This is a genomic window from Neisseria musculi (assembly GCF_014297595.2).
Lineage (GTDB): Bacteria > Pseudomonadota > Gammaproteobacteria > Burkholderiales > Neisseriaceae > Neisseria > Neisseria musculi.
In genome coordinates, this window is the sequence record NZ_CP060414.2 from 1,714,842 (window position 1) to 1,735,691 (window position 20,850).

Below are 20,850 nucleotides of genomic sequence, written 5' to 3' on the forward strand. Positions count from 1 at the left end.
GGACTCGATGCCGGTGGGGAAAAGCGCAACTGTTGCCGCTGACGGGCTGGTTTAACGGAGAAATCATCGGTTGCTGAATCCTACAACCCGGCGTTGTCGATTCGGTCGGGAAAATATTGAAAGAAGCGTTTAAGCAATCAAGATAGTGTGTGAAAGTGTCAATGCCGTTGATGTATTCTTTCGGCAACAACCAAGCCGTGCCCTGCTTTTGCGGGGCATTTTTCTGTTTGGTATTGTTAATTTATGTTGTTAATCCGTAACGGGTTTTGTCGTATTCCGTTTGTTTTTTCAAAATGTAGAAAGCGATGGTTACCAGCTTTCTCATAATTGCAACAATGATGAGTTTCGGCGGTTTTTTCCCGGCTTTCAGACGGCCGATAAAGGCGGGAAAGGCGTTCATGCGGTAGGCGGCCGATGCGGGCATGTATAGGGCTGCCCGTGCCTGGCTTTTGCCGTCTGAAAAGCCGATACTGTGTTCGGATCGGTATGGGCGCGGGATTACCAAATTGAATCGGGCAAATGCAAACCGGTGCAAAACATGTCGCGCAAGGAAACTGTTTGGGCAATGCGGCCGTGGAAAGCTTCTCCGGCACGTTAAAAAAAGCCTGCGTATTTCAAAGTGTGATGCCCATACGCGCAAATATGCTTCCGCTGCCGGATTGCAGCAGCTTTGCATGAGTATATTCATTATTACCACCACAACAGAACCAAGCTGAAATTAAAAGGACTGAGCCCTGTACAGTACAGGATTCAGCCCTTGAAAACCGCTTGATTAAGCTGTCTAACTTTGGATGCAGTTCAGAATGCCACTTCTTGATAAAAACAGCGCGTATGGCTATCAAAGAAACATTGAGCTGTTTCGATTTTGATCTCCACCCTCAAATCGTTACCCACGCCAAAATCCCATCCATGCACGGTTTTGATTTGGACATAGACCACGAAATTGCCCCGTGGGATTTAATTGTTTATGAGCCGATGCCTGAAACGCTGTCAATCGTCCAAACCCAAGCCACAGTTGCAGTCTGAAAATTGAGCCGCCTTATCGGTAGTATTTCATCTGGTTAAAAATCATGGCTAGACTCAAAAATACCTAAGTAAATCAGTCGGTTTGATAATGATCCGGCCGTCTTTTCACCCATAAAACAGCTTCTCCCGTCCGCCAAAAACCGGGGGTACAGGTATGGCAGCGTTGGTCTTTTCGTGTACCCCATCGGGTAAAACGGCAACCCGCCGCCTTTGCGGACAAACGGCAGACAACCCAGCCCGCTAAGAGCCGGCAAACCATACCGATGCTGCTGCCCGACCCGTTTCAGACGACCGGCGCCGCTGGCAGGTTGATGATGCCTCCCTCCCAGCCCCCGTGGCTGTATATCTCCGTGCACTGCCGGTTTCTCCGCCCGTGCCGGATCCGGCCGGCAGGTTCGGCCGTCTGAAAAACAGAAAGCAGCCAACGCATGTTTTTCTTTTTTCTTTTTTCTTTTTTCTTTTTTCTTTTTTCTTTTTTCTTTTTTCTTTTTTCTTTTTTCTTTTTTCTTTTTTCTTTTTTCTTTTTTCTTTTTTCTTTTTTCTTTTTCCTGTCTCCCCGGTAACGGACTGACCGTATTCTGAATGGTTGTGCCGCGTCACCGGCCGAATGTATTGATATATTGCTGTTGCAGGTCATTATGGGTTGGCGTGCGGGAATCAAACCGCAGCCGGTTAAAACACCCTTTCGCGCAGGCAGCGCGTCTGCCGCATTACCCGGCCTTTTCCCGGCCGGACGCGGGTGTGCGGGCAGAAAAAACACGGGAAAAGCCGGTGCCGGTTGGAGCCTCCATTGTCCGCACCATCCCGACTCAATCGGAAAGCGGGGGATCATCCGGCAAACCGCCCGTCAAACTCCCGCTCCCCGCCTTTGCCCGGCAGTGTTGGTATTGCCGCAGATGCCGGGGGCGGGTACGCCGCCGGAGAAAGCAAAGGCACGGTTGTACGCATCCGTCAAGCTGTCGGCGTTCCGGTCGGGACGGGCAAAGCCCTGCTGCGGCATAAGCGCAAACGGGCGGCCTCCGCCTTGACGGTTTGACCGGCCGGACAGACGACCGCCGGCACTCCATTCGAACCGGACGGTTTCACGTTGGGAGTGTTTCTGCCGGTAAGAAAAGCCGGTGTACTTTTGCGGTGGTTTGCATAACATCCGGGTTGGGCCGGGCTGTATGGTAAAGCGGGGCACTCTGCAACAAACAGACCCGGTTTTGGAGTGCCATCCCCCGTTCCCCGGACGGGTTTTGTAGGATAGTTGACAGGTGTTTGTTTATCCGATAAACAGATAAGGCTGTACACGGTGAAAAGAACCGAACAATCCCAGCGCATAGTTTCGGTGGGAGCCAAAAATCCTGCCTTTGTTTGGCAGGATTTGAAATCATGTTGCACCGTGTGAAACAAAATTAAAAACGGTTTAGTTCAAAAATCACGTTGATTTATCGGTACGGCTTCACCTTAATCTGTCTGCCCCACCGCTTTGCTGAAATCCGTTCCTTTCGGAAAGTATCGGCGTATCGGCCTGTTGGTGTTCTCCTCCAACCCTTTTCCCAAAAGGGCACCGGCAGCAGAGGCTTCGTCTCCGATGCCTGGGCGAGACCGGGTGCCGGTAAAATGCTTTGCCGTTGTCCGGTGTGAAGCATGTTGTCGAACGGTTTCGGCACGCGGATAACCGTATCTTTTGCTTTGAAATCGGCGGCTTTGCGGATGACGGTGAATTTGGTTTTTCTCCCGGCTGCGGCAGCCTGCTTTTCCGGCTCCTGCCGATGATGTGCCCGTTTTCAAACCGCCGCTGCGCGCTTTGCCGCCGACAATGGCCGGGCAACCTCCAATGCCCTTCCGCCTTAATCCCCGCGCGGCTGCCTTCCTGCACTATGGTTTGGAAACGGTGCGCGGACGGGGCTGCCGCCATTTTGCGATCTTTGAAACGGTGCCGTTTGATGCCTTTGTGTCGGCTAACGGCGGACGCAGGGCTGTGCTTCCGGATAATCGGCTCTGCAACGGTCTGTTGGACGGAATCCGTTATTTTCCGCGCGGTTTGTTTTGCTTTTGGGCATTACTGTGTTGCAGCGCTTGACGAGAACGGTATGTTGCTCTGACGGAATGCCTTATTTGGCAGCCGGTGTGGAAGGTGCAGCCGATGGTTTGTGTGGTTTGGCCGTGTGTCCGGTTGCATGCGGTAGTGTTCGGAAATACAATATCGTGGCCCTGAAGGTCGGTTGTGCGCAGGCCATATTGCCATTTTTCCTGCCGAAAAAGGCCGGTATGCTGTCGCATACCGGCCTTTTCTGTTGGTGGAAGGCTGCACTTGTTGGGTGAATGTTAAGCGGCCTTTGGCTGTTGAAGCACACTTTATCAGCGGTGCGGCCTGCGTTGTCCTTTCATCTGCTGTTGCGCCATTTGGTTCATCTGTTGGCGGGTCGGGCGGTTTTTCATCATGGCGTGCGCCTCCTCCACCGAGCATTTCTGCGACAGGCAGATAACGGTAACGGCGTCTTTTTGTGCCTGGCCGCCGGTGTGGTACATTCGGCGCAGGTTGGCTTCATTGACGCGGCCTTTTTCGGGATCAATATCGAATTTTTTCAGACGCTCGAGAAAATGGCGCTGCTGACGGCGCGTTGTCCAAATCATGCCGCCGATTACGCCCGCCATTACGGCAACGGCCAACACGATGGCCACCGGCCATGAGTCGGTAAATAAAACGAATATCAGGCTCAGCACGGCTGTGGCTAAAACGGCCAAGCCGCCCAGGCGGAGTTTGGTTTTGTTATCCATGTGTATTCCTTATCATCATCTTCACGGTTCGATATAGATTAAATTCAATAAAGGCAAGATGGCAGGCTGCGGCTAATATCAAGTATGTCCAAGCGGATGAATACCGTGTCGGTTTGCATTGAACCGCTATAGCGGATGGCTGCGCTGCGGCGTACACGCCCTGCCCTCAAAGAAGGTTTTGCAAGCTGCGAAGCGGTATAAAACCGGTTGGGTGATACGTGCGCGATAGGTGCCTACGGTTTGTCGCTTTGCGGCAGCACTATCAACCTGCGGCGGCCGTCTGAAAAACAGTTGTTGCACGGTAAAATTTTTTCAGACGGCCTTTCAGCTTCAGGCGCACGGCATTATAGCTTTATCGTGCCAATCCCGTAACCAATTGTTTGAACTCGCTCCATGCATTGCCGGCTTCTGCGCCTTTGATGATGCGGTCGATACGGGCGCAGGTTTGCAGGGCTTCGATCAGGCGGGCGGCACCGATGCGTTTGAGTGCGGCCGGCGCGAGTGTCTGCCGCTCACCCCACAGACGCAGACTGTTGCGTACGGCCTGCACGCTCTGCCCCTGTTTCAGCGCGGCGGCAAGGCGGATAAGGGTGCGGACATCTTCGGCCACTGCCCACAGCAGCAACACGGGCTCTTCGCCTTCCGCCTCCAAACTGTCGAGCAGGCGCGCTACGCGGGGGGCATCTGCGCCCATCCATGCGCCGGCAAGCTGGAACACATCAAAACGGGCCACATTGGCAACGGCAGCTTCGGCATCGGCCAGATCGACTAAATGTCCTGCCGGGTGCAGCAGTGCGAGTTTGTCGATTTCCTGTTTGGCGGCCAGCAGGTTGCCTTCTACACGCTCGGCAAATAATGCCAGCGCATCGGCTTCGATATCGAGATTGAGGCGGTTCAGACGGCTGCGTATCCATTGCGGCAGCGCGGCACCGGTAACGGCTTTGGCTTCCAGCACCACACCGTGCGCCGCCAGCGAAGCAAACCATTTGGCCTGGGTTTGGGCGCGCTCCAGCTTGGGCAGCACCACCACGGTTACTGTGTCTTCGGGCAGGCGCGCGGCCAGCGTTTGCAGCGCATCGCCGCCGTTTTTGCCGGGTTTGCCACTAGGGATATGGATTTCCAACAGTTTCAAATCGGCAAACAGCCCCATGCTGCCTGCCGACTGCAGAAGTTCGTTCCAATCGAAACTGTTGTCGGCGGTATAGACTTCGCGGTTGAGATAGCCCTGCTTTTTGGCGGCGGCGCGCAGGTTGTCCAACGCCTCCACACGCAGCAGGTCTTCTTCGCCGTGTATCACATACAGGGATTTGAGCGGCTGATCGGGCGAAAATCCGCCGGTGTCTGCTGCCGCCATTACTGCGCTTTCAGAAAAGTCAGCCGGGTAACAATCTGCCCGGCGGCATCGGCACGCATTTCTTCCCAAACGGTGTTTTCTTCTTCGGCCTTGCCCAGCACTTCGCTGTCGGAATAATCGATTTTGCGCGCCACCTGCACCGTTACCGGCTCACCCAGCGCTCTGCCGCCGGCATAGGCCTGCGCCTGCACCTGCAACACCAGCAGGTATTCGTTGATGACTGCTGCGCGGGTAACGGTGAACACATCGCGGCGGGTGCCGATATGGTTTACCGTGACCGTGGCCTGTGCTTCGGATGCCTGCACCGGTTTACCGCCGGCGCGGCGCAAGGCGTTTTCGAGCGGCCGCTGCATGGATTGGCCGTTGGCTATATACCAAGACGGGTAAGGCAGCGCGCCGGAGATGCCGCCTGTGCCTTTCAGATGAAAACCGCAGCCGGCCGCCAGCATCACGGCGGCAGCCGATAAAATCTTTTTCATAAAGCTCTTCCGTAGCCTGTGGAAACAAACCGGGTTGGGATTATAGCCCAGCGGCCGAAGGTTTGTCAGGCCGTCCGAACGGCCGGGCGCCGCTTGCCGCCTGTTCGGCACTACGCCGGTATATAATGCCGGAACCGTGCCGGTACGGTTTCACTTTAACTGCCCGAAAAAACTGCCCGAAAAGCCGCGCCTCATCTGGTTTCCGCCGCTTGTTTTCAGACGGCCTTCCCGGTTTTTGGGTATAATCACGGCTTTTTCCAGCCCGTTTTCCGCCATGTCTAGAAAACCCAAACACGAACTCGAAAACAATAAATTGAACAAACGTTTGCGCCATGCTGTCGGCGATGCCGTAAACGATTTCAACATGATTGAAAACGGCGACAAAATCATGGTGTGTCTCTCGGGCGGCAAAGACAGCTATGCGCTTTTGGATATTCTGCGCCAGCTGCAGGCATCTGCACCGGTGGATTTCGATCTGCTGGCCGTCAATCTCGATCAAAAACAGCCCGGTTTTCCCGAGCATGTTTTGCCTGAATATCTCCAAAGCATCGGCGTGCCGTATAAAATCATCGAAGAAGACACTTATTCTGTGGTCAAACGCGTAATCGGAGAAGGCAAAACCACCTGCTCGCTGTGCAGCCGCCTGCGCCGGGGCGTGCTTTACCGCGCGGCCAAAGAATCGGGCTGCACCAAAATCGCGCTGGGCCACCACCGCGACGATATTCTCGAAACCCTGTTTCTGAATATGTTTTACGGCGGCAAACTCAAAGCCATGCCGCCCAAACTGGTGAGCGACAACGGCGAACACATCGTTATCCGCCCGCTGGCGTATGTGAAAGAAAAAGACTTGGCGCGCTATGCCGGGCTGAAGCAGTTTCCGATTATCCCCTGCAACTTGTGCGGCTCGCAGCCCAACCTGCAGCGGCAGGTGATTAAGGAAATGCTGCAAGATTGGGACAAGCGCTTTCCCGGCCGCATCGAGAGTATGTTTGCCGCGCTGCAAAACGTGGTGCCCTCCCACTTGGCCGACACCGGTTTGTTTGACTTTGCCGGCTTGCAGCGCGGCCAGAAACTGAAACACGGCGGTGATTTGGCTTTCGATAAAGAAATCCTGCCGCCACGGTTTTCAGACGGCCTCAGGGCAGAAAACGGCGAAACCATACTGCCCGCCGCCGCGCCGAAAAAAGTGATCAATATTTTGGCCAGCAAACCCCAATAAGGCTGCAAATGTTTCAGACGGCCAAAACCATTCAGGCCGTCTGAAACGCCCGACTCCGCCATACTCGGGCTTGACCCGAGTATCTCGATTTGCCGGAAAGTTATGAAACAACAAAAGACGGCCGAACCGCGTCAGAGCATGACGCAGATGTTTTAAGTGCCGGACGACAAATACCATGCAGGCCGTCTGAAAAGCAAAACCGCCTTGTTTCTGCGTATTTTCCCCTTTTTATCCCGCCCACAAACTGTTACATTACCCCATCTGCAAAAGGCCGTCTGAAAATATGCACTATTTCAGTATCCACACCCAAGAGGGTGATCATTTGGGCTTTTTTATCATGCTGCCCGACAATGAATCCGAAAACCCGCCGCAAAGCGGGCGTTTCGCCGTGAAGCTGCAAAGCGAAAACCTGCCGCCGCCGACCGCCGCCGTGCGCGCGCTTGCGGCCTGCCAAAACGCCGCAGCGCCGCTTTATTGGACGCTCGAAAAAGACCATGTCGCCCTGTTTGACGACAACGCCGCCCTCGGCCGCATACGCGGCGAATACCTCACTCTTGCCGGCCAAACGCTGCTGCTCAACGATTTAACGGGAACCCTGTGATGGAAAGCGTGTTTATTCTGATACCCATCAGCATTATTCTGGCCTTTCTGATTGCCTATTTTTTCTGGTGGTCGGGCAAAAGCGGCCAGTTTGACGATTTGGAAGGCCCGGCACACCGCATCTTGATGGACGATGATTCTACCGACCGGCCGGATGCCGGCAAACCTCGGGAAACGCAGCAAAATGAGCCTTAAAGACAACCTGGATTTCTCCACCAGCCGCCGCTTTGCCCCGCTTTTCGGCACGCAGTTTCTCGGCGCGTTCAACGACAATCTGTTTAAAACCGCGCTGTTTGTGATGATCAGTTTCTACGGCCTGGGGCAGAACGATTTTCTGCCCGCCGGCCAGATGCTCAATCTCGGTGCGCTGCTGTTTATCCTGCCCTATTTTCTGTTTTCGGCCATTTCGGGGCAGCTGAGCACCAAGTTCGACAAAGCCAAACTCGCCCGCGCGGTCAAACTGTTGGAAATCGCGGTAATGGCGGCGGCAGCGTTTGGCTTTTATATCCGCTCCGCCCCCCTGCTGCTGTTCTGCCTGTTTTGCATGGGCGCGCAATCCACCCTGTTCGGCCCGCTGAAATATGCCATACTGCCCGATTATCTCAACGATGAAGAGCTGATTATGGGCAACAGCCTGATTGAATCGGGCACGTTTTTGGCGATTTTGTCCGGCCAGATTCTCGGCACCGCCGTGGCGGGCATTCCGCCGCACATCATCGGCATCATGGTGGTGGCAGTGGCGGCGGCAGGCACGCTTACCAGCCTGTTTATGCCGTCTGTACCCGCCAAAAACCCTGCCGCCCGCCTCGAACCCAACATCGCCAAAGGCACTTGGGTGCTGCTGGAAGAAACCTTCGCCCAACGCAAACTCTGCGCCGCCATCATCGGCATTTCGTGGTTTTGGTTTGTCGGCTCGGTCTATACCACCCAACTGCCCACGTTCACGCAAATCCATCTGGGCGGCAACGATAATGTGTTCAATCTGATGCTGACGCTGTTTTCTGTCGGCATCGCCGCCGGCTCCCTACTGTGCGCCAAAGCCAGCCACCGGCGGCTGCACTTGGGATGGGTGGTGGTTGGCGCACTCGGCCTCACCGTCAGCGGGCTGGTGCTGGTTTGGCTCACGCACGGCCGGCACTTTACCGAACTGCAAGGCTTGGGCTGGTTTTTGTCGCAGGCCAACGCTTACCCCGTTATCCTTGCCATGGTTGCCATCGGCTTTTTCGGCGGCTTTTTCTCGGTGCCGCTCTACACTTGGCTGCAAACCGCCAGCAGCGATGCTTTCCGCGCCCATGCCGTAGCCGCCAACAATATCGTAAACGGTCTGTTTATGGTTACTGCCGCCCTCTTGAGCGCCGCCCTGCTGTGGCTGTTTGACAGCATCACCCTGCTTTATCTGACGGTGGCGGCGGGCAATCTGCCGCTGATTGCTTATTTGGTCAAACTCGAACCGCAGTTTTTCAGTGATTTGAAAAGTTGTCTGAAAAAATCATCCGGCTAAGTCTCAGGCCGTCTGAAACATTTCAGACGGCCAAGGGCAGGCCGATGCTGCCTCGGTTGTAAAACAGCTTGGCAGTATTGCCGCCCGCAGCTTGTGCTTCGCACGAAAAATGTGTGCGTTCATTACCGCCGCCAAACCAAAGCAGAAACCGCCGTATCTTCATCGCAGATACGGCGGTTTGGTTTTCAAACGGCCTTATTGGTTCAATTCTTTCGCCAAATACAGCCAGGTTTCAATCACGGTGTCGGGGTTGAGCGAGATGGTTTCAATGCCCTCCTGCACCAGCCATTTGGCAAAATCGGGGTGGTCAGACGGGCCTTGGCCGCAGATGCCGACATATTTGTTGTGTTTGCGGCAGGCCGAGATGGCCAGATGCAGCATCACTTTCACGGCAGGGTTGCGCTCATCGAATGTGCCGGCAATCGCACCGCCGCTGTCGCGGTCCACGCCCAGGGTGAGCTGGGTCATATCGTTGGAGCCGATGGAGAAACCATCGAAATATTGCAGAAACTGCTCAGCCAGCAGGGCATTGCTCGGCAGCTCGCACATCATAATCAGGCGCAGGCCGTTTTTACCCCGCTCCAAGCCGTTTTCTTTCAATGCCTTCACCACGGCCTCGGCTTCGCCCAGGGTGCGCACGAACGGAATCATGATTTCCACATTGGTCAGCCCCATTTCATCACGCACATATTTGAGCGCACGGCATTCCAGTGCAAAGCATTCTTTGAAATCGTCTGAAACATAGCGGGCGGCACCGCGAAAGCCCAACATCGGGTTTTCTTCGTGCGGCTCGTACAGGCTGCCGCCCAGCAGGTTGGCATACTCGTTGGATTTGAAATCAGACATGCGCACTATCACTTTGCGCGGGTAAACCGATGCCGCCAACGTGGCCACGCCCTCGGCGATTTTGTCCACATAAAAATCCACCGGTGAAGCATAACCGGCAATGCGCTCGCGGATTTCTTCCTGCAAGCCGGCATCTTGGCGGTCAAACTCAAGCAGTGCTTTGGGGTGGATGCCGATTTGGCGGTTGATGATAAATTCCATCCGCGCCAAGCCGATGCCTTCGTTGGGCAGGCCGGAGAAGCTGAATGCCAGCTCGGGATTGCCCACATTCATCATGATTTTTACCGGCGATTTGGGCATATTGTCCAAAGCGATATCGGTTACTTCCACATCCAGCAGGCCCTCATAAATAAAGCCTGTGTCGCCCTCTGCACAAGACACGGTTACTTCCTGGCCGTCTGAAAGGGTTGAGGTTGCATCGCCGCTGCCCACTACGGCGGGAATGCCCAACTCGCGGGCAATAATGGCGGCGTGGCAGGTGCGGCCGCCACGGTTGGTTACAATGGCCGAAGCGCGTTTCATCACCGGCTCCCAATCGGGGTCGGTCATATCGGTAACCAGCACATCGCCGGCCTGCACGCTCTCCATCTGCGATATATCGCGCACCAGGCGCACTTTGCCCTGGCCGACTTTCTGGCCGATGGCGCGGCCTTCGCACAAGATTTTCTTTTGACCGCCTATGCTGTAGCGGCGCAGGCTGCGGGTGCCGTCTTCCTGCGATTTAACGGTTTCAGGGCGCGCCTGCAGAATATAAAGTTTGCCGTCCACACCATCGCGTCCCCATTCGATATCCATCGGGCGGCCGTAATGTTCTTCAATAATCAGCGCATATTTGGCCAATTCGGTGATTTCCTCATCGGAAATCGAAAAGGCTTTGCGGTCGGCTTCGGGCACCTCCACCACCTGCACCGATTTGCCTGCCTGCGCCTGGTCGGTGAAGGTCATTTTAATCAGCTTGGAACCCATGGTTTTGCGCAAAATGGCGGGCTTGCCGGCTTTCAGTGTAGGTTTGTGCACATAAAATTCATCGGGATTCACCGCACCCTGCACCACGGTTTCGCCGAGGCCGTATGAAGAGGTTACAAACACCACTTGGTCGAAACCGCTTTCGGTGTCGATAGAAAACATCACGCCGGCCGCACCGCTGTCGGAGCGCACCATGCGCTGCACACCTGCCGACAAAGCCACGATGTCGTGCGCAAAACCCTTGTGCACGCGGTAGGAAATGGCGCGGTCGTTATACAGTGAAGCGAAAACGTGTTTCATGGCTTCTTTAACGTTTTCCAGCCCGTTGATGTTTAAGAAGGTTTCCTGTTGCCCGGCAAACGAAGCATCGGGCAGGTCTTCGGCCGTGGCCGAAGAGCGCACCGCTACCGAAATTTCACTGCTGCCGGCATCGGCCACCATTTTGTTCCAGGCTTCTTCAACGGCTGCATCCAGCTCTGCGGGAAAAGGCGTGTCTAAAATCCACCGGCGGATTTCTTTGCCCACACGCGCAAGCTCGGTAACGTCTTCTACATCCAAAGCAGCCAAAGCGGCGGAAATACGCCCGCTCAGGCCGTTGTGCGCCAAAAAAGCACGGTAGGCTTCGGCAGTGGTGGCAAAACCGCCCGGCACGCGCACACCTTTTTCGGTAAGCCGGCTGATCATTTCGCCCAAAGAGGCATTTTTACCGCCCACGCTTTCCACATCGGTCATGCGCAGGTTTTCAAACCAAATCACGTAATTTGCAGCCATGTTTTCAGTCCATTAACAAGTTAAAAAAAGAAATGAATCCGCAGCGGTATTCTAACCACTCGGGCGTGTAGTGTCATGTATTTTTATGCAGGCAGGCACTGCGGCCGTCTGAAAAAAATTGCCGCCAACGCACCGTGTAGCACCATGAAACAATATGATAATCCATTGTTGTTTTCCTTAACCCTTGTTAAATATGGGGCTTGAAATAAGTTAACAAAATCTTGCCGCCTGCTCAAGGCAAAATAATCGGCATAAAATGCCAATAAACCCCCACTCGTTGAATGAAATGTGTGTTTAAAAAATATAGTTATTTTATTGTAACAGTTTGTAGTCAGGCCGTTGCAGCCGGTTTCCAATTCAGCCGAAACGGTTTGTTGCCGGAATATTATGTAGTATGATGGTAGATATTTTGACCCGCAACCCACCCCTTTATTGGGCAGTTTGAGAGGAACACCATGGCGCGCCGTTCTGCTTTTTTTATTTCCGACCGCACCGGTATCACATCGGAGAGCATGGGCGAGGCTCTGCTCGACCAGTTTGAAGGCATCAGCTTCAAGCGTGCCACCTATCCTTTTGTGGACACGCCCGACAAAGCCCGTGCAGCAGTACGGATTATCAATGCCGCCGCAGCCGAAAGCGGCCTGCGCCCGCTGGTGTTCACCAGCATCATCAATGACGAAATCCGCAGTATCATTAAAAATTGCGAAGGGCTGCATTTGAGCTTTTTCGATGCTTTTCTCGGCACCATAGAGCGCGAACTGGGGCTGACCGCCCGCCATTCGGTCGGCCGCACCCACGGCATCGGCGACACCCAGCGTTACGATGCGCGCATGGAAGCGGTGAATTTTTCGCTCAACCACGACGACGGCATCAGCGGCAAAGATTTGAAAGACGCCGATGTGATTCTGATGGGCGTATCGCGCTCGGGCAAAACCCCCACCTGCCTGTATCTCGCGCTGCAATACGGCATACGCGCCGCCAACTACCCGCTCACCCCTGATGATTTGGAAAGCAGCGATCTGCCGCACATGGTCAAACCCCACAAACACAAACTCTACGGCCTCACCATTCTGCCCGAGCGCCTTCAGGCCATACGCCACGAACGCCGCCCCGATTCCACCTATTCGCAGCTCAACACCTGCAGGCGCGAGGTTGCCGATGCACAGGCCATGTTCCGCACCCACAATATCCCGTTCACCAACACCACCGACAAATCGGTGGAAGAATTGGCCGTAAACATTATGCAGGCCTGCCATCTGAAGCGGCGTTTCTAAACGCCGGCCAACTGTTTTACAACATTATTGCCCTGTTGAAACATAGCGTTATATCTCTTTCAGACGGCCTTGTGCTAAAATGCGGGCCGTCTGAAAACATATATGGTTCAACCAAAATGAGCAAACGCAAAATCGAAACCAACAAAGGCAAAATTCAAGATAACGCCTTGAAAGCCCTGGTTAAATCCAATCTCTTCCGCCACAAGGTGTTTAAAAACAAAAAAGGCAAAGGCGCATACAGCCGCAAAGGCCGCCACAACAACCCGTCAGGTTTTCCTCTCTTGGAAAACCTGATTTTTTATGCCGCCGCCAACCGCCGCCTGCCCCAAGCTTTTATCTTTCCAAGCATTTCTACAGCAGATTCAATGACTTCGATAGAAAGCTGCAAGGCGCAGCAACGCTGTAGCGGAAATTAAGTCAATCCGCCATCACACAATATCTGCCCGCCGCCCGCAAACCCTATCCGATATCAAACCACACACCGGCAACACATAAAAGAAAACCGCAAACGCCAAAAACCTGCCCGACAAAGCATTTAGACACCGTTCAAAAAACCGCAGCCCCTCAGAAAACAAGCAGGCTGTTGATTTTTGCCCGCCATTCACCCGAGGCCGTCTGAATGTTTTCAGACGGCCTCGGGTGCTTTTCCAACTGCCTAGGCCGGCATTGGGGTCAAAACGCACGGAGCCTTTTGAAATGCCCGATGCCGAAACCTTTGCAAAATTTGTTCAGGCCGTCTGAAAGATTCAGCCATCGTTATTCCCACGCGGGCTGGGTAACGTTTTACAGTGTTTTTTTGGGCTTCGCCGAAATCCAAAATCAACTGTTCAGCAGCCAATATTGCAATCCCGCCAATGTTTTGGCATCGGCAATTTCATTGTTTTGCAGAGCAGTTTTAACGGCTTCGCGGCTCATCAGCACGGTTTCGGTGAGCTCGTCTTCATCGTTTTTCAGGGTGCTGCCTTCGCGCACGCCTTCGGCTTGGTAGAGATACATCACTTCATCGCAGAAACCGGGGGCGGTGTAGAAAGTGTGGAGCAGTTTCACGCTGTCGGCGGTGTAGGGCGTTTCTTCGGCCAGTTCGCGCAGGGCGCAGGCGGCAGGGTTTTCGCCGGCATCGAGTTTGCCGGCGGGCAGCTCGAGCAGGGCGCGGCCGCAGGCGTAACGCCATTGGCGCACCAGCACCACTTCGCCGTTGCCGGTAACGGCCAGCACGCAGGCGGCACCGGGGTGGCGAATCACCACGCGGGTGCTTTCGTTGCCGTTGGGCAGGCGCACGGTGTCGCGGGCGATGTCGATAAACGAGCCTTTGAAAATCGGCTCGGAGCTGAGGCGGGTTTCGGCCAGATTCATGGTGTTCCTTTCGGTGGGAATAGGGTTTCGGAGAGAGATAATGCTTTCAGACGGCCTGATTGATTATGTTGAAAAAGGCCGGGCTGTTACACTTTTTTGCCGGAAAGCTTTTGTTTTTGCTGAAACGGCGGTTTTGTGATTTGCGTGTATACCCAAAAAAACATGCCGCCCTGCCGTGCCTTTCGGCAGGTTCGACAATCCTCGAAACCCCCAAACGGGGCTTCAAGCAAAAAACGAAAAATGTAAACAATGCTGGATTTTTCTACCCCGCATGCAACAAAACATCACACGTTTATCTGCCGCTATCGGCTTCGCAAGCTTGCCGAGCCGATAACGGTATTTAAGCCTTTCAGACGGCCTGAAGGTATTTTTGCAGCCCCTGCCTGCCGTTGTGGCAAAACGGCTTGGTGCAGGCATTGCGCACTGCCTGATTATAGCGGATTGGTTTGTGTATTTTCATCTGGGTTCCCATCTGCACGGGAATGGCGGTATTGCGGCAATGGCGGTGCTGAAAGCTTTCAGACGGCCTGAAGGTAGTTTTTGCAGGAAACCCCGGCCTAAGATTTTTGCCAAACGGCCTGGCGCGGGCATTGTGTTCCGGCTTCTCTCCCTTCCGTTACGGTACTGCACTTTGGCTTAAAGAAGGCGGTTTTGCCGGCAGTTGATGCGGCGGCAGAAACGGTTCCGTACTGCCTGCACGGTCTGCGGTTTGCTGCCTTGTGTCAAAAAGGCGAATCTGCCCCGTCCTGTTGCCATGTCTGCCCCGACCGCGCCGCTGTGTTTTGATCCGCATCTTTATCCGGCTGTTTTACGGAACTTTTGCCGGGTGCGCGCGGAACCATACCCGCCGGCTGCATCGGTTTTACATCGGTTCTGCCCTGCCGGCGCGGGTTAGGGCTGCCGGAACAGCCTGTTTTCGCCAACGGCCGCTGCCACGGCACCGGTGAGTTTGAGCATCTGCTGCGGGGCTGTGATAAAGGGCGGCATCAGGTAGATCAGTTTGCCGAACGGCCTGATCCACACGCCTTGCTCTACAAAAAATTTCTGCATGGCGGCCATATCGGCGGGGTGGCGGGTTTCGACCACGCCGACTGCGCCGATGATGCGCACATCGGCTACATTGGGGTGGCCGGCCAGGCTTGATAAGGCCGTCTGAAAATGCCGCTCGATGGCGGCCACCTGCTGCGGCCATTGGTTGCGCTGCAAGATCTGCATATTGGCTTCGGCCACGGCGCAGGCCAGCGGGTTGGCCATAAAGGTGGGGCCGTGCATAAACACGCCGGCTTCGCCGCTGCACACGGTTTCGGCCACACGGCGGGCAGCGGCGGCGGCGGAGAGCGTCATCATGCCGCCGGTGAGGGCTTTGCCGATGCACATGATGTCGGGCTGCACTTGGGCGTGTTGGCAGGCAAACAGTTTGCCGGTGCGGCCGAAACCGGTGGCGATTTCGTCTAAAATCAGCAAGATGCCGTATTCATCGCACAAGGCGCGCACCTGCCGCAAAAATTCGGGGTGGTAGATGCGCATACCGCCCGCGCCCTGCACGATGGGCTCGAGTATCACGGCGGCAATGCTGCGGTGGTTTTGCGCTAAGGCCGTCTGAAACGCAATGATGTCGCCGGGCAGCCATTCGCCGTTAAAGCGGCTTTGCGGGGCGGGGGCGAAGATGTGTTCGGGCAGAAAGCTGCGGTAGAGGCTGTGCATCGAATTAACGGGGTCGCACACACTCATGGCACCGAAGGTGTCGCCGTGGTAGCCGCGCTCGATGGTGAGAAATTTGCTGCGCGCTTCACCGCGCGCGTGCCAGTATTGCAGAGCCATTTTCAGCGACACCTCCACCGCCACCGAGCCGGAGTCGGCCAGAAAAATGCAGTCGAGGTTGGCTGGCAGCATGGTTTTCAGGCTGCGGCACAGGCGCACGGCGGGTTGGTGGGTGAGCCCGCCAAACATCACATGGGGCATGGTTTCGAGCTGCCGTTGCGCGGCAGCGGCCAGCTCGGGGTGGTTGTAGCCGTGTTGTGCACACCACCACGACGACATGCCGTCTATCAGCCTGCGGCCGTCTGAAAGCTCGATATACACGCCTTCGGTGCGCGCAACGGGATAAACGGGCAGCGGGGCGGTGATGGAAGTGTAGGGATGCCAGATATGGCGGCGGTCGAAATCAGAGTCGGCGGATGTAAACATGGCGGTTGGTGTCAATAGAAAAATGTTGAAACCTTTGCAACAGCCGGGCTGCTGTCTGAAAACGGCTTCCTGCCGGCTTTACACGCCTGCCGGGAATGCGGGTGGGCCGGCAAATCTGTAAAACAGGGTTTTTCAGCATTTCAGACGGCCTGAAAACGGCTCCGGAAATTTGTTTTGCAAAGGACTTTGGGTTGTCGGTAAAGGTTGGGTTGGGCTGCTTACCTCCGCAAGGCCAAACGGCTTGTGTTTTTTAGCGGAAACAATGGCTTGGTTTTTGCCATGCTCGAAACTGTGCGGTTTTACTGTCTTGCGGCACGCCCGGCAAACATCCCCAAACGGGTATATGGGTGGAAAACGTAAAATGCAAACAATACGGAAAACGGAGGTTTTCCGCACCGCAAGCCGTCTGAAATTTTATCGGGGCGGGGTTTTCCGCACGGTTTGAACATGGCAGCGTAACCGCAGGCAGTATGGCGGGGCCGTTGCCGCTTCGGCGGTTTGCGCGCTTTAATCAAGGACGCGGTGCCGTTTGGTGTGGCTTTGGTTCGACTAGGTTTTTTCGGTTTTCAGCCCGAAATGCAGATAGCTGCGTTCGGTGGCGGTGCGCCCGCGCGGGGTGCGCTGCAAAAAGCCCTGCTGGATCAGATAGGGTTCGATAACGTCTTCGATGGTGTCGGTGGATTCGCCGATGGCGGCGGCGATGTTGTCCAACCCCACCGGGCCGCCGCCGAATTTGCCGATAACGGCTTCGAGAAATTTTCTGTCCATCACATCGAGGCCTTCCGAATCCACATCGAGCATACCCAAAGCAGCATCGGCGGTGGCCGCATCGATCAGGCCGCCGTTTTTCACTTCGGCATAATCGCGCACGCGCCGCAGCAGGCGGTTGGCGATGCGCGGCGTTCCCCTGCTGCGGCGGGCAACTTCCAGCGCGCCTTCTTCGCCCATATTCAGCTGCAGCAGTTGGGCGGAGCGGGTAACGATGGTGGCCAGGTCGGCTGTTTCATAAAACTCCAGCCGCGACACGATGCCGAAGCGGTCGCGCAGCGGGTTGGTGAGCATGCCGGCGCGGGTGGTGGCGCCCACCAGCGTAAACGGCGGCAGGTCGATTTTCACCGAGCGGGCAGCGGGGCCTTCGCCTATCATAATGTCGAGCTGGTAGTCCTCCAACGCGGGGTAGAGGATTTCTTCTACCACGGGGCTTAAGCGGTGGATTTCATCGATAAACAACACATCGTGCGGCTCGAGATTGGTGAGCAGGGCAGCCAAATCGCCGGCGCGCTCGATCACGGGGCCACTGGTTTGGCGCAGGTTTACGCCCAATTCTTTGGAAATGATGTGCGCCAGCGTGGTTTTGCCCAGGCCGGGCGGGCCGAACAGCAGCGTGTGGTCGAGTGCCTCTCCGCGTTTTTTGGCGGCGGCGATAAAAATCGCCAACTGCTCTTTGGCTTTGGCCTGCCCGATATAGTCGGCCAGGGTTTTCGGACGCAGGGCGCGCTCGAGCAGCTCTTCTTGGGCGGAGATGCTTTGCGCGGTGATGATGCGTTGCGGTTGGGCGGCGGAAAGATTGTCGGTTTGCAGCATAGGTGTTTGCGTGTTGTTAGAGGCCGTCTGAAAGCGGGGCGTATTATTATGACCGGCCTGCCCGGCCATTATAATAATGGTGTCGGCCTTGCACGGGTTATCGTGTTTGCAGCCTGCCGTTGTGCATTGGTTTAAAAGCGTATCGGCGGGGTTTCAGACGGCCTTTTGGATTGCCCGGCGGTGCGCTGCCGCCAAACCAGATAGTCGCGCAGAGGCGGCATGGGCGGGTTGATGCAGTGGGGGCAAATGCCGGCGGTGTCTTCATCATCGCTGCCAATGTGCAGGGCGTTGGGGTCGAAACGCGCCTGCTGCACCACTGCCTGCGCCAATGCCTGCGCCTGCACGGCATCAAATTCGAAACTGCCGAGTATTTCCCGCAGCAGGGCGTGTTCGGCGGCGCTGAAGCTGCGGCTGTTATCGCGAATCAGGCGGATATAGCCGCTGTTGCTGATTTTATCGTGCAGTAAATCGGTGTGGTTGTTCATTTGCCGGATATTCTCTGAAGGCCGTCTGAAAGAAAGCGGGCAGGTTGGGATTATAGCCGAAATTTAAACGTTTACGGCGCAGGCTTGCGCGCGTGTCTTTCACCTGCCTAGAAATGCGCGTATGCTGCGCTTTTTTGTTTGGTTGGAAAATGTTATGGAATCTTTGAGCCGTTTCAGCCGCTTTGTCGGCCAAACTTTTGCTTTGTGGGCGGCACTGTTTGCGGGCATTGCTTTTGCCGCGCCGGAAACTTTCAAATGGGTGCTGCCGCATATTCCGCTGCTGCTGGGTGTGGTGATGTTCGGCATGGGGCTGACGCTCTCGCCTGCCGATTTTAAAATTCTCGGCCGCCATCCGAAAGCGGTGTTGGTGGGGGTGGCGGCACAGTTTGTGATTATGCCGCTCACCGCTTATGCGTTGGCGGCGGGTTTCAATCTGCCGCCTGAAATTGCCGTGGGCGTGATTTTGGTGGGGGCATGCCCCGGCGGCACGGCTTCTAATGTTATCACCTATCTGGCGCGGGGCGATGTGGCGCTTTCGGTGGCGGTAACTTCTGTGAGTACGCTGCTGGCGCCCGTACTCACGCCTGCAGTTTTCTACCTGCTGGCCAACCAGTGGCTGGATATTTCTGCCGGCGCGATGTTCGGCTCGATTGCCCAAATGGTGCTGCTGCCGGTGGTGGCGGGCGTGGCCGCGCATTTGCTGTTCAGAAAGCAGGCCGAGGCTGCGGCAGGGGCATTGCCGTTGGTGTCAGTGGCGGCCATCGTGCTGATTATCGGCGCGGTGGTGGGTGCGGCCAAACCGAAAATCCTCGAAAGCGGCCTGCTGATTCTGGGTGTGGTGGTTCTGCACAACGGCATCGGCTATCTGCTGGGGTTTCTCGCTGCCAGGCTGTGCCGCCTGCCTTTCAGTGCGCAAAAAACACTGGCCATTGAAGTGGGTATGCAAAACTCAGGCTTGGGTGCGGCGCTCGCATCGGCTTATTTCACGCCGCTGGCCGCCGTGCCCAGCGCGGTATTCAGCGTGTGGCACAATATTTCCGGCTCGCTGCTGGCTTCTTATTGGGCGGCCAAGGCCGGCAAAAAGCAAGAAAGCCCCGATGATTCGGCCTAAGACCGTAAAACCAAACTGCCCGTGGTTGAAAAACATGGCTTTTGCCGGCTGCGGAAACGGCAGACCGGGTGTTTGCGCACTTGCTGCATGGTTTTCCGGCTTTGCTGCCTTGTTCCGCCCTATATTGCAGAGAGCAAGGCCGTCTGAAACATTCAGACGGCTTGATTGTTGCCGAAAGAATACACCAACGGCATTGACACTTTCACACACTATCTTTGGTTTGCCCGGCATATTCTGTTTGCGGCGCAAATAACTTTCGGCCGGCCGCTTAGGCTTTGCTCACAAACACCAAATCCCAAACACCGTGTCCCAGCCGCCTGCCGCGCGCCTCAAATTTGGTTTCAGGGCGGTAGCCGGGGGTGGGCGCATAGCCGGCGGCGGTGTTTTGCAGGCTGTCGAAACCGCTTAACACTTCCAGCATCTGAACGGCGTATTCTTCCCAATCGGTTGCCAGATGGATATAGCCGCCGGGTTTGAGCTTGGGCAGCAGCTTGGCCACAAACGGGGCTTGGATCAGGCGGCGTTTGTGGTGGCGTTTTTTGTGCCACGGGTCGGGAAAGAAAATATGAATGCCCTCAAGCGAGCTGTCGGAGAGCATGTTTTCCACCACGTCTACGGCGTCATGCCGCATCACGCGGATATTATTCACGCTTTGCTCGTCAATCAATTTCAAAATATTGCCGACACCCGGGCCGTGCACATCAACGGCCAGAAAGTCGGTTTGCGGCAGCCGTTTGGCGATTTCCACCGTGGCTGCGCCCATGCCGAAGCCGATTTCCAACACTTTCGGGTTGGCGCGGCCGAACACGGCATTCAAATCTACCGGCGCGGTTTGGTAATCGAGGCCGAACTGCGGCCACAGCGTGTTGATGGCGCGCTGCTGCGCGGCGGTCATGTGGCCTTGGCGCAGCACGAAACTGCGGATGCTGCGTTGGTGTTCTGCCGTTTCGGCATCACGGGGCGGTTGCGGGTTGGTCATGGCGGGGCGCAAAAAGGTGAAAAACCGCGATTCTACAAAAATATCGGGCCGTCTGAAAGATAAAAACTTTTCAGACGGCCCGATGCCTGCTTGATTGTTCTGCCCTTCACTTTGCAGTAAACCTGCAAGCAAACCCGCACCTTTCTGGAACCGGGCGGCGGGCTGTATGGATAACGCCGCAACGGAAACACAGCGGGCCCGCAACCAAACCGGCGCAAAGCGGCGTGCCGCAGGCAGCGCAACGGGGCAAAAGCGCGCAACGCCGCCATGATGTAAAGTGGCTTGGTTTGGATGGTTCGAGCCGTCTGAAACAGAGATAATGGTCGGTTTGAATATCTGCGCTTTCATT

At 55.6% G+C, this 20,850-nt stretch carries 18 protein-coding genes and 3 pseudogenes; 10 read left to right on the forward strand and 11 right to left on the reverse strand.

Annotated elements, in window-relative coordinates; all coding sequences use genetic code 11:
* Positions 1-241: 241 nt before the first annotated feature.
* Positions 242-454: pseudogene (locus tag H7A79_RS09000) on the reverse strand (IS110 family transposase); the annotation flags it as partial.
* A 216-nt stretch (positions 455-670) separates the two neighbouring features.
* Between H7A79_RS09000 and H7A79_RS15220 the strand changes: the two are divergent.
* Both H7A79_RS15220 and H7A79_RS09010 read left to right on the forward strand, forming a co-directional pair.
* Positions 671-772, forward strand: a pseudogene (locus H7A79_RS15220) (IS3 family transposase); the annotation flags it as partial.
* Between the two features lie 59 nt (positions 773-831).
* A complete protein-coding gene (locus tag H7A79_RS09010; RefSeq protein ID WP_434968531.1) occupies positions 832-1,026 on the forward strand; it encodes a hypothetical protein in 195 nt (64 codons plus the stop codon).
* A gap of 283 nt (positions 1,027-1,309) precedes the next feature.
* Here H7A79_RS09010 and H7A79_RS09015 read toward each other — a convergent pair whose 3' ends face one another.
* The 4 genes from H7A79_RS09015 to H7A79_RS09030 form a co-directional block, all read right to left on the reverse strand.
* Positions 1,310-1,786 carry a hypothetical protein gene (locus tag H7A79_RS09015; RefSeq protein WP_187000025.1) on the reverse strand — a complete coding sequence of 159 codons (477 nt, stop codon included), beginning with the start codon at positions 1,784-1,786 and terminating at the stop codon, positions 1,310-1,312.
* Between the two features lie 1,586 nt (positions 1,787-3,372).
* Complete coding sequence (locus tag H7A79_RS09020; RefSeq protein ID WP_187000026.1) at positions 3,373-3,792, reverse strand: LapA family protein; 420 nt, start codon at positions 3,790-3,792, stop codon at positions 3,373-3,375.
* 352 nt (positions 3,793-4,144) lie between these two features.
* Entirely contained in the window at positions 4,145-5,146 is a 1,002-nt protein-coding gene (holA, locus tag H7A79_RS09025) for a DNA polymerase III subunit delta (protein WP_135034395.1), read from the reverse strand.
* The gene (locus H7A79_RS09030) at positions 5,146-5,625 is read right to left on the reverse strand and encodes an LPS-assembly lipoprotein LptE (RefSeq protein WP_135034394.1); all 480 of its coding nucleotides are present in this window, start codon (positions 5,623-5,625) and stop codon (positions 5,146-5,148) included. The genes holA and H7A79_RS09030 overlap by 1 nt, the downstream gene beginning before the upstream one ends.
* Positions 5,626-5,899: 274 nt before the next feature.
* On the opposite strand from H7A79_RS09030, the gene ttcA reads away from it, so the two are divergent.
* The 4 genes from ttcA (at position 5,900) to H7A79_RS09050 (ending at position 8,945) form a co-directional block, all read left to right on the forward strand.
* Positions 5,900-6,844, forward strand: a complete 945-nt coding sequence (ttcA, locus tag H7A79_RS09035; RefSeq protein WP_187001674.1) for a tRNA 2-thiocytidine(32) synthetase TtcA — start codon at positions 5,900-5,902, stop codon at positions 6,842-6,844.
* 283 nt (positions 6,845-7,127) lie between these two features.
* Complete coding sequence (locus tag H7A79_RS09040; protein ID WP_187000027.1) at positions 7,128-7,445, forward strand: HLGFF motif protein; 318 nt, start codon at positions 7,128-7,130, stop codon at positions 7,443-7,445.
* A complete protein-coding gene (ccoS, locus tag H7A79_RS09045; protein WP_187000028.1) occupies positions 7,445-7,639 on the forward strand; it encodes a cbb3-type cytochrome oxidase assembly protein CcoS in 195 nt (64 codons plus the stop codon). The genes H7A79_RS09040 and ccoS overlap by 1 nt, the downstream gene beginning before the upstream one ends.
* Entirely contained in the window at positions 7,629-8,945 is a 1,317-nt protein-coding gene (locus H7A79_RS09050) for an MFS transporter (protein ID WP_187000029.1), read from the forward strand. Before ccoS ends, H7A79_RS09050 begins: the two co-directional genes overlap by 11 nt.
* Positions 8,946-9,140: 195 nt before the next feature.
* On the opposite strand, the gene ppsA is transcribed toward H7A79_RS09050, so the two are convergent.
* A complete protein-coding gene (gene ppsA, locus H7A79_RS09055; protein ID WP_135034390.1) occupies positions 9,141-11,528 on the reverse strand; it encodes a phosphoenolpyruvate synthase in 2,388 nt (795 codons plus the stop codon).
* Positions 11,529-11,983: 455 nt separating this feature from the next.
* On the opposite strand from ppsA, the gene ppsR reads away from it, so the two are divergent.
* Positions 11,984-12,802: a posphoenolpyruvate synthetase regulatory kinase/phosphorylase PpsR gene (gene ppsR / locus H7A79_RS09060; RefSeq protein ID WP_187000030.1), complete on the forward strand. Its 819-nt coding sequence runs from the start codon at positions 11,984-11,986 to the stop codon at positions 12,800-12,802.
* A gap of 116 nt (positions 12,803-12,918) precedes the next feature.
* Positions 12,919-13,077, forward strand: a pseudogene (gene arfA, locus H7A79_RS09065) (alternative ribosome rescue factor ArfA); the annotation flags it as partial.
* A gap of 544 nt (positions 13,078-13,621) precedes the next feature.
* On the opposite strand, the gene H7A79_RS09070 reads toward arfA, so the two are convergent.
* Positions 13,622-14,155 (reverse strand): NUDIX hydrolase, encoded by a 534-nt coding sequence (locus tag H7A79_RS09070; RefSeq protein WP_135034387.1) that lies wholly within the window; start codon positions 14,153-14,155, stop codon positions 13,622-13,624.
* Positions 14,156-14,220: 65 nt separating this feature from the next.
* Between H7A79_RS09070 and H7A79_RS09075 the strand changes: the two genes are divergently transcribed.
* Positions 14,221-14,499 (forward strand): hypothetical protein, encoded by a 279-nt coding sequence (locus H7A79_RS09075; protein ID WP_187000032.1) that lies wholly within the window; start codon positions 14,221-14,223, stop codon positions 14,497-14,499.
* 547 nt (positions 14,500-15,046) lie between these two features.
* Here H7A79_RS09075 and bioA read toward each other — a convergent pair.
* The 3 genes from bioA to H7A79_RS09090 form a co-directional block, all read right to left on the reverse strand.
* Positions 15,047-16,342, reverse strand: coding sequence for an adenosylmethionine--8-amino-7-oxononanoate transaminase (gene bioA, locus H7A79_RS09080; RefSeq protein ID WP_135034385.1), 1,296 nt, complete (start codon positions 16,340-16,342; stop codon positions 15,047-15,049).
* Between the two features lie 549 nt (positions 16,343-16,891).
* Positions 16,892-17,926, reverse strand: a complete 1,035-nt coding sequence (gene ruvB, locus H7A79_RS09085; RefSeq protein WP_135034384.1) for a Holliday junction branch migration DNA helicase RuvB — start codon at positions 17,924-17,926, stop codon at positions 16,892-16,894.
* Between the two features lie 131 nt (positions 17,927-18,057).
* Positions 18,058-18,411, reverse strand: coding sequence for a hypothetical protein (locus H7A79_RS09090; RefSeq protein WP_187000033.1), 354 nt, complete (start codon positions 18,409-18,411; stop codon positions 18,058-18,060).
* Positions 18,412-18,565: 154 nt separating this feature from the next.
* Between H7A79_RS09090 and H7A79_RS09095 the strand changes: the two genes are divergently transcribed.
* Complete coding sequence (locus tag H7A79_RS09095) at positions 18,566-19,522, forward strand: bile acid:sodium symporter family protein (RefSeq protein ID WP_187000034.1); 957 nt, start codon at positions 18,566-18,568, stop codon at positions 19,520-19,522.
* Positions 19,523-19,790: 268 nt separating this feature from the next.
* Here H7A79_RS09095 and trmB read toward each other — a convergent pair whose 3' ends face one another.
* Positions 19,791-20,501, reverse strand: coding sequence for a tRNA (guanosine(46)-N7)-methyltransferase TrmB (gene trmB, locus H7A79_RS09100; RefSeq protein WP_187001675.1), 711 nt, complete (start codon positions 20,499-20,501; stop codon positions 19,791-19,793).
* Between the last annotated feature and the right edge of the window lie 349 nt (positions 20,502-20,850).